The organism is Microbacterium sp. 67-17 (genome assembly GCF_001898325.1).
In the GTDB taxonomy this organism is placed as follows: Bacteria; Actinomycetota; Actinomycetes; order Actinomycetales; family Microbacteriaceae; genus Microbacterium; species Microbacterium schleiferi.
Window position 1 is genome coordinate 159,690 of record NZ_MKTR01000014.1, and the last position, 6,841, is coordinate 166,530.

A 6,841-nucleotide genomic window follows, 5' to 3' on the forward strand; every position below is an offset into this window, starting at 1 on the left:
ATGACTTCTTCCGCGCTGCTGTGCAGCATGCCCGCCGTCGGGCACGTGGGTCCGCTTCTGGTCGTCGCGCAGGAGCTCAAGCGCCGTGGCTGGGATGTGCGGATGCTGACGGGCAAGAACTATGCCCGGATGGTGACGCAGGCCGGCATCCGTTTTCTGGAGCTGCCGCCCGAAGCCGACACGCTCGATGGGATCGGTGCGGGCGATGACGAGCGCGATCGAGGGCTTGCGACGATCAACCGTGGTGTGGAGCGTGCGTTCGTTGAGCCGGCGGGGCCTGCGGCGGTGCGGCTCGAGGAGATCCTGCGGGAGGAGCCCGCGGATGTCGTGCTGCACGATATGACGTTCTTGGGAGTGCAGACCCTGTTCAATCGCCCGCGGACTCGGCGCCCGGTGACGGTGATGTGCGGGATCGGTCCCGCAGGGTTCTCGAGTCGTGACACGGCCCCGTATGGGCTCGGGATCACGCCGCTGCGGGTTCCGGTGGTCAATCGCCTTCGCAACGCGGTGCTCGGGGTGACGGCGCGGATGGTGTTGCGACCTGTTCATCAGGCGATGGATCGGTTTCTTGCGAGCGTGGGTGCGCCGCAGCTGAAGGGCGCGTTCTTCATGGATGCGCTCTCGCGCAGCGATCTGCTGGCGCAGTTCACCGTTGCGGAGTTCGAGTATCCCCGCAGTGATGCGCCGTGGAACCTGCGCTTCTATGGGCCGATGGCGACGGCCGTGACCCAGCCGACGCCGGCGCCTGCGTGGTTCGACGATCTGGATCCGGCGCTGCCGCTGGTGCATGTGACGCAGGGGACTGTCGCCAATACTGACTACAGCGAGGTCATCATCCCGACTCTGGAGGCGCTCGCCGATCGGCCAGTGCAGGTTGCGGTGACCACGGGTGGTCGAGATGTGTCGACGCTTCCGCCGTTGCCGGCCAACGCGTTCGCGGCGAGCTATTTGCCGTATGACGAGCTGCTTGCGCGCACGAGTGTGCTGGTGACCAACGGGGGCTATGGCGGGCTGCATCACGCGATGCGCCACGGAGTGCCGATCGTGATTGCGGGGGATTCGGAAGACAAGGTCGAGACGTCGGCGCGTGTGCAGTACGCGCGTGTGGGAGTCAATCTGCGGACGGGTCGGCCGGGGCCAGATGCCGTGAGGGCTGCGGTCGAGCGGATTCTGGACGACCCGCGCTATGCCGCGAATGTGCAGCGGATCGGGGATGCGATTGCGGTGGCGCCGGGTGCGCCCGGGCTCGTGGATGACATCGAGCGGCTGCTTGCCGTGCGCGCTGCTCAGGGGTAGGGGAGGTGGGTCACTCGCCCGAGGGCTCGCCCCAGGCGCGGCGGCTGAGTGCGGCGATGTCTTTGTCGAGGTGATCGATGCGGGTTCCCATCGCGTCGAACCGGGCGTTCATTTCTCCACGGAGGCCGTTCATCTCGACCCTGAGCCCGTCGAAGCTGCCATTCATCTCGCCGCGCAGCCCGCTCAGAGTACCCAGCTCTGCGGTTCGGTCACGGCGTTCACCGTCCCAGTGTGCGGTAGGTCAGATCCGGATGCCAAGGTTGCCGTGCTGCCGGGAGTGGGCAAGGCGGCCTGGGGCTGTACGGCGGATCGGATGGCGCTGGGGAGGAACCCACACCCGGTGTCTGCCCGGGGAGTTTGGGGCCGCGAGAGTCGACTGCCACGACCTTGATGCCGTCGGCTCGGCGATAGGAGAGGCCGGATGCGGTGATGACCGTGAGGACCGGTGAGGTGCTGATGTCGATGAAACAGGCTGGGTGGCCTGTCTCGAGCGGCCCAGTCCTCAGTTGTATGTCGCACGGTCGTCAAGTTGGGCTTGGGCAGCGCGGCGTCGCCGGATGGTGCGGGGTTCAGAACGGTGCGTCGGATGGGCAGCGCGGAGTGCCCGCGCGGCCGGTACGTCAGAACGGTGCGTCGGAGGCGTCGGCGGGTGCGGCATCCGGGGGTGGGGGTGCGCTCGGGTCGTATGGGTCGGGCGCGAAATGAACCCCGGGTGTGGGCGGGTAGTCGGTGTAGGTGGTTCCGATCGGTGAGGTCCATTCGAGGATGCCGCCCTCGAGCTGTCTGACTTTCCAACCGGCGAATTGCTTCATCGAGTGATGTCGTTGACAGAGGTGGGCGAGGTTGCAGACATCCGTCTTGCCGCCAAGCGCGTGATCGATCGTGTGGTCGACTTCGCAGCGGATGGCGGGGAGGCGGCATCCGGGGAATCGGCAGTGCCGGTCGCGGGCTCGCAGGTGCCGGTCGATGGCGGCGGTGCGCTGGTAGCCGTTGGTGTGGAGGACGACACCGGTGACGGGGTGGGTGACGAGGCGTTCCCACCAGGTGTCGCAGGCTTCGGCGATGGCGCGGGCGGTTTCGGCATCGATCGGGGAGTAGCCGACGATGTCGGCCGGCTCTGCGTGGCCGTTCTCGTCGCCCTCGGGCTTAAGTAGGCTGAGGGCTGGAACGACGACCTGGATCTTCGCGCGGATCGCGCCGAGTGTGCCGGGTCCGTCGCCGGTGATGGTGGGGTCGGCGAAGGGGGATCCGGTGAGAAGGATGTCGGCGGCGATGTCGGCGCGGATCTGAGCCCGGGTGCGGGTGTCGGTGGCGAGGATGTCGGCCGGGATTCGGGCGTCATCGTCTCCCGGAGCGCCCGCTGCAGCCTTCGCTGCGTTGCGCACGTCGATGACGACCGTGGTCATCTGGTTCATGCGGTCGTCAATGCCCGCGATGACCGGGGTGGGGCCGATCAGGAGTAGTGACGACATCCCGTCGGGCAGGCGACTGGTGGTGACGCGACGGTCTTCCCGCGCGGAGGCATGCCGCTCGGCGAAGCTGCGGGGATGCATCCGCTGGGCGAGGATTTCGAGCTCGGCCTTGACGCGGCCGACGGTGTCGCGCCGGCATCGCTCGAGCGCTTCGGCTTCGAAGGCGGCGACGGCTTCGTCGGGGAGGTCGGCTGCGGCATCCTGAATCGCATAGACGTGCTGGCGGGTGATCTCACCCAGGCCGCGCGCCTCAAGGGTGCCGGGGTAGCGGTCGGCGAGCCGTTCGGCTTCGCCGATCTGGCGTTGCATCGACCGGTCGGACACGCGCGCCGGCACCCCGATCGTGGCGGCGATGCTGCGAAGCGCCATATCGTGCTCGCGCACCCGCGATGGCTTGCCCGCTGCAATCTCGCGAGCCAGTTCGCCGGCTCGAGCCAGAGCGCGGACGCGGGCTGCTTCGGCGGCGGCAAGCGCGGCATCGGCCCGCTGAAAGGCGGCAAGGATCGAGGCCAGCTCGGCGGTCTGCGCCTCGCTGAACTCAACGACCCCGTTCGAATGCATGTACTAATCATGACACTGACCTCCGACATTGGAGACCCGCTGACATGAACTGGGGATAAGTCGCGAATAAGCGAGCCTCATAGGCTGCAGGTTCATCGCCGGATCACGCCGAAAATAGTACATAAGTACGATACATGGCTGTAGGCAACGCACAGCATCACCCCGGCTGACAAAGCGACTGTCAGGAGTGCACTAGCTCCGCATCCGTCGGGGCTCGTACTGTATGCCCATGAGTCAGGATGGTGCGCGCGCGACTCGGAGCACGCCCGAGAGTCAGTTCCAGACGATGGTCGACAATCTGCCCGCGAAGACCGGAAAGTCGCTCGAGGAGTGGTTTCAGGTGTTGGATACCGCGGGAACCCTGTCGCACGGGGAGGCGATGACCTACCTGAAGTCGGAGCACGGTATGACGCACGGCTTTGCCAATCTGGTGGTCAGTCGCTTCCGCGCTCGCGGCCAGGAAGCTCCGAATGACGAGCAGCTCGTGGCGGCGCAGTATTCCGGCGCGAGGGCGGCGTTGCGGCCGATCCTTGATCGGATCGTGGCGGTGGTCGAAGGTTTTGGTGAGGATGTCGAGATCGCGCCGAAGAAGACGGGGGTGTCGCTGCGGCGCAGCAAGCAGTTCGCGCTCGTGGAGGTGCCGAGTGCCGCGCGGGTTGCGCTCGGTCTCAACCTGCGGGGAATGCCGGGAACTGACAGGTTGCGCGAGGTCACCGGCATGTGCACCCACCGGGTCAATCTGGTGTCGGCAGACGGTGTTGACCCAGAGGTGGTGGGGTGGCTGCGCGAGGCTTATGGTCGCGCCTGAGCGGCGTGTGTGATCGGTTCGGGGCGGCGCTCGACCCCCGAAGTGCTCGCGGTGAGGGGCCGCATGGGCCCGTTTTCTGCTTCCATATACCTATGTCGGAAGGTCTCGGGGGGCTACCGTCTGTCTTGACGGCCTATTTCAGCGCGATCAACGCGGGCGACATCTCTGGCGCGGTCGAGTTCGTGAGCCCGGATGCGACGGTCAGCATCCGTGACGCACTCCATGGCACCCTCGAAGGTTCCGGGCCTGAGGCGTTCGCGGCGTGGTTGGACCAGGCGATGTCTTCTGGTGCGGTGACGGTCGTTCCGTTGAGCGCCGAGCGCCGTGACGAGAGCGTGAGCGTCGAGCTGGCGGTGAGCGTCTTCCGGCCAGCGTCTGGTGCGGTGACGCTGCTTCAGCAGATCGACTACACCATTGACCGTGACCGGATCACTACCGCGCGCGCGTTCGGGGTTCGCCATGTTCGCCTGCCCGGGGTGACGACTCCCGTTCTGGGCGAAGACACGCGTCGCGGCGCCTGACAGTGCGTGGCTGTGGCTGGCCGCCGGATCATCGGCGCGGCCCCGGCACAGAACCCTAGGGGCGTCCCATGCCGTAGTAGGTCCAGCCGGCGGCGCGCCAGGCGTCTGCATCCAGGCAGTTGCGTCCGTCGACGATGACTCGTCCGTCGGTGAGCGTCGAGACGTGCTCGGGCGACATCTGCCGGCGGTATTCGTCCCATTCGGTCACGACGACGACCGCGTCTGACGACCGCAGGGCTTCGTCGCGGTCGGCGACGTAGTTGAGCTGCGGGTGCTTCGCCTGAGCGTTCGCGATCGCCTCGGGGTCGGTGACGGTGACCCACGCGCCGAGGCCGTGCAGGCGTACGGCGACGTCGAGTGCGGGGGAGTCGCGGATGTCGTCGCTGTGCGGCTTGAACGCGGCACCGAGCACGGTGACGTTCTTCTTGAACACGGATCCGCCGAGACCGTCGACCACCAGCTGTACGGCACGGTCACGGCGGCGCATGTTGATCTCGTCGATCTGACGTAGGAACGCGATCGACTCGCCGCGGCCGAGTTCTTCGGCGCGAGCCGAGAAGGCACGGATGTCTTTGGGGAGGCATCCGCCACCGAAACCGATACCGGCGCCGAGGAACTTGCGCCCGATGCGGTCGTCGTGACCGATCGCGTCGGCGAGCTGGGTGACGTCGGCGCCGACGACCTCGGCGATCTCAGCCATCGCGTTGATGAACGAGATCTTCGTCGCCAGGAACGCGTTGGCCGACACCTTCACGAGTTCAGCGGTGGCAAGGTCTGTGACGATGAACGGCGTGCCCTTCGCCACCGGCGGCGCGTACACCTCTTTCAGGATGTCGACAGCGGCGGCTCCAGCATCTGTTGACGGCACACCGACGACGAGCCGGTCGGGATCGATCGTGTCTTGCACGGCCCACCCCTCGCGGAGGAACTCCGGGTTCCACACGAGCGTCGCGCCCGTCGCCTCGACCCTCGGAGTCAGCTCGGCTGCGGTGCCGACAGGAACCGTCGACTTGCCTGCGACGATGTCGCCCTCCGAGAGGTAAGGCACGAGTGCGTCGACGGCGGCGTTCACGTACGTGAGGTCGGCGCCGTATCCGTCTCGCTGCTGCGGGGTGCCGACGCCGATGAAGTGAACCTTCGAGCCCTTCGCTTCGGCCATGTCGGTCGTGAAGCGCAGGCTACCGGATGCGACACCTTCGGCAAGGATCTCGGGTAGTCCGGGCTCGAAGAACGGCGCCTCACCCTTCGAGAGGGCGTCGATCTTGCGCTGGTCGACGTCGATGCCAACGACCTCATGCCCGATCGAGGCCATGGCTGCCGCGTGGACGGCTCCGAGGTATCCGCATCCGATGACAGAAAGCTTCACGCGCCAAGCCTAGGGGGCGCATGTGACGCGAAAGTGACGCACAGGCGTCGTGAGGGCTCGAGAGCGGTCGCGCGCAACAATCCCACTCCACAATGGACCCATGACCTACCTATCTGACGACCTGTATCGCCAGATCGAGCAGTCGATGCCGATCGCATGCGTCGACTTCGTCGCGATTCGCACCGCCCTCAATGGGACGCGCGAGTACGGTCTGATTCGGCGCCACTCACCGTACGGCGAGGTCTGGTGCCACCTGGGCGGCCGCATCCAGCGCGGCGAGACGATCGCTCAAGCTCTCCAGCGTCACGCCAACGACGCCCTCGACGCCGGACTCGACCTTCCGATCGATCCGCAGCCCCTCTATACCTACCAGTGGTTTCCTGCGACGGACTCCCCGACCGACGGCACCCCGTTCGGCCGTGACGAACGAAAGCACTCCATTGGAATGGCGTTCCTGATCGAACTCACGGGAGATCCGTCGCCCCGCAATGAAGCTCTCGACTTTGCGTGGTTCACGAGCGCAACCATTCCCGAAGATGTCTGGCCCGGATGCGAGCACCTCTTCGCGAAACTCGGACTCCTCGCGCGTCAGTGAGCTGTCTCTCCCGGCGCGAGTGCCGCCCGGGCAGTCTTGAGCAAGATGGTGAGATCTCCCACGAGCGTCCAGTTCTCGACATAAGAGAGATCGAGACGCACGCTCTCGTCCCACGACAGAGATGACCGACCGCTGACTTGCCACAACCCAGTGATGCCGGGCTTCATCAGGAAGCGGCGGTGTACGTGCTCGGCGTACTGCTCGACTTCGCGAGGGAGCGGC

8 protein-coding genes are annotated in these 6,841 nt (G+C 66.3%); 4 read left to right on the plus strand and 4 right to left on the minus strand.

The window, feature by feature from the left end; genetic code table 11:
- Nucleotides 1-1,296: a nucleotide disphospho-sugar-binding domain-containing protein gene (locus BGO47_RS06590; protein WP_292709747.1), complete on the plus strand. Its 1,296-nt coding sequence runs from the start codon at nt 1-3 to the stop codon at nt 1,294-1,296.
- Between the two features lie 10 nt (nt 1,297-1,306).
- On the opposite strand, the gene BGO47_RS06595 is transcribed toward BGO47_RS06590, so the two are convergent.
- Both BGO47_RS06595 and BGO47_RS06600 read right to left on the minus strand, forming a co-directional pair.
- Nucleotides 1,307-1,429, minus strand: coding sequence for a hypothetical protein (locus tag BGO47_RS06595; RefSeq protein WP_292709749.1), 123 nt, complete (start codon nt 1,427-1,429; stop codon nt 1,307-1,309).
- A gap of 487 nt (nt 1,430-1,916) precedes the next feature.
- Complete coding sequence (locus BGO47_RS06600; protein ID WP_292709751.1) at nt 1,917-3,329, minus strand: HNH endonuclease signature motif containing protein; 1,413 nt, start codon at nt 3,327-3,329, stop codon at nt 1,917-1,919.
- 229 nt (nt 3,330-3,558) lie between these two features.
- On the opposite strand from BGO47_RS06600, the gene BGO47_RS06605 reads away from it, so the two are divergent.
- Nucleotides 3,559-4,137: a DUF4287 domain-containing protein gene (locus BGO47_RS06605; protein WP_292709753.1), complete on the plus strand. Its 579-nt coding sequence runs from the start codon at nt 3,559-3,561 to the stop codon at nt 4,135-4,137.
- 125 nt (nt 4,138-4,262) lie between these two features.
- Complete coding sequence (locus BGO47_RS06610) at nt 4,263-4,658, plus strand: nuclear transport factor 2 family protein (RefSeq protein WP_292709755.1); 396 nt, start codon at nt 4,263-4,265, stop codon at nt 4,656-4,658.
- Between the two features lie 55 nt (nt 4,659-4,713).
- On the opposite strand, the gene BGO47_RS06615 is transcribed toward BGO47_RS06610, so the two are convergent.
- Nucleotides 4,714-6,024 (minus strand): UDP-glucose/GDP-mannose dehydrogenase family protein, encoded by a 1,311-nt coding sequence (locus BGO47_RS06615; RefSeq protein WP_292709757.1) that lies wholly within the window; start codon nt 6,022-6,024, stop codon nt 4,714-4,716.
- Nucleotides 6,025-6,169: 145 nt separating this feature from the next.
- On the opposite strand from BGO47_RS06615, the gene BGO47_RS15110 reads away from it, so the two are divergent.
- On the plus strand, nt 6,170-6,619 hold the full coding sequence (locus BGO47_RS15110) for a DUF4916 domain-containing protein (RefSeq protein ID WP_366246877.1): 450 nt from the start codon (nt 6,170-6,172) through the stop codon (nt 6,617-6,619).
- Here the strand turns inward: BGO47_RS15110 and BGO47_RS06620 are convergent.
- The gene (locus BGO47_RS06620; protein WP_292709946.1) at nt 6,613-6,786 is read right to left on the minus strand and encodes a sugar transferase; all 174 of its coding nucleotides are present in this window, start codon (nt 6,784-6,786) and stop codon (nt 6,613-6,615) included. The two genes, BGO47_RS15110 and BGO47_RS06620, sit on opposite strands and share 7 nt — an antisense overlap.
- Nucleotides 6,787-6,841: the final 55 nt, after the last annotated feature.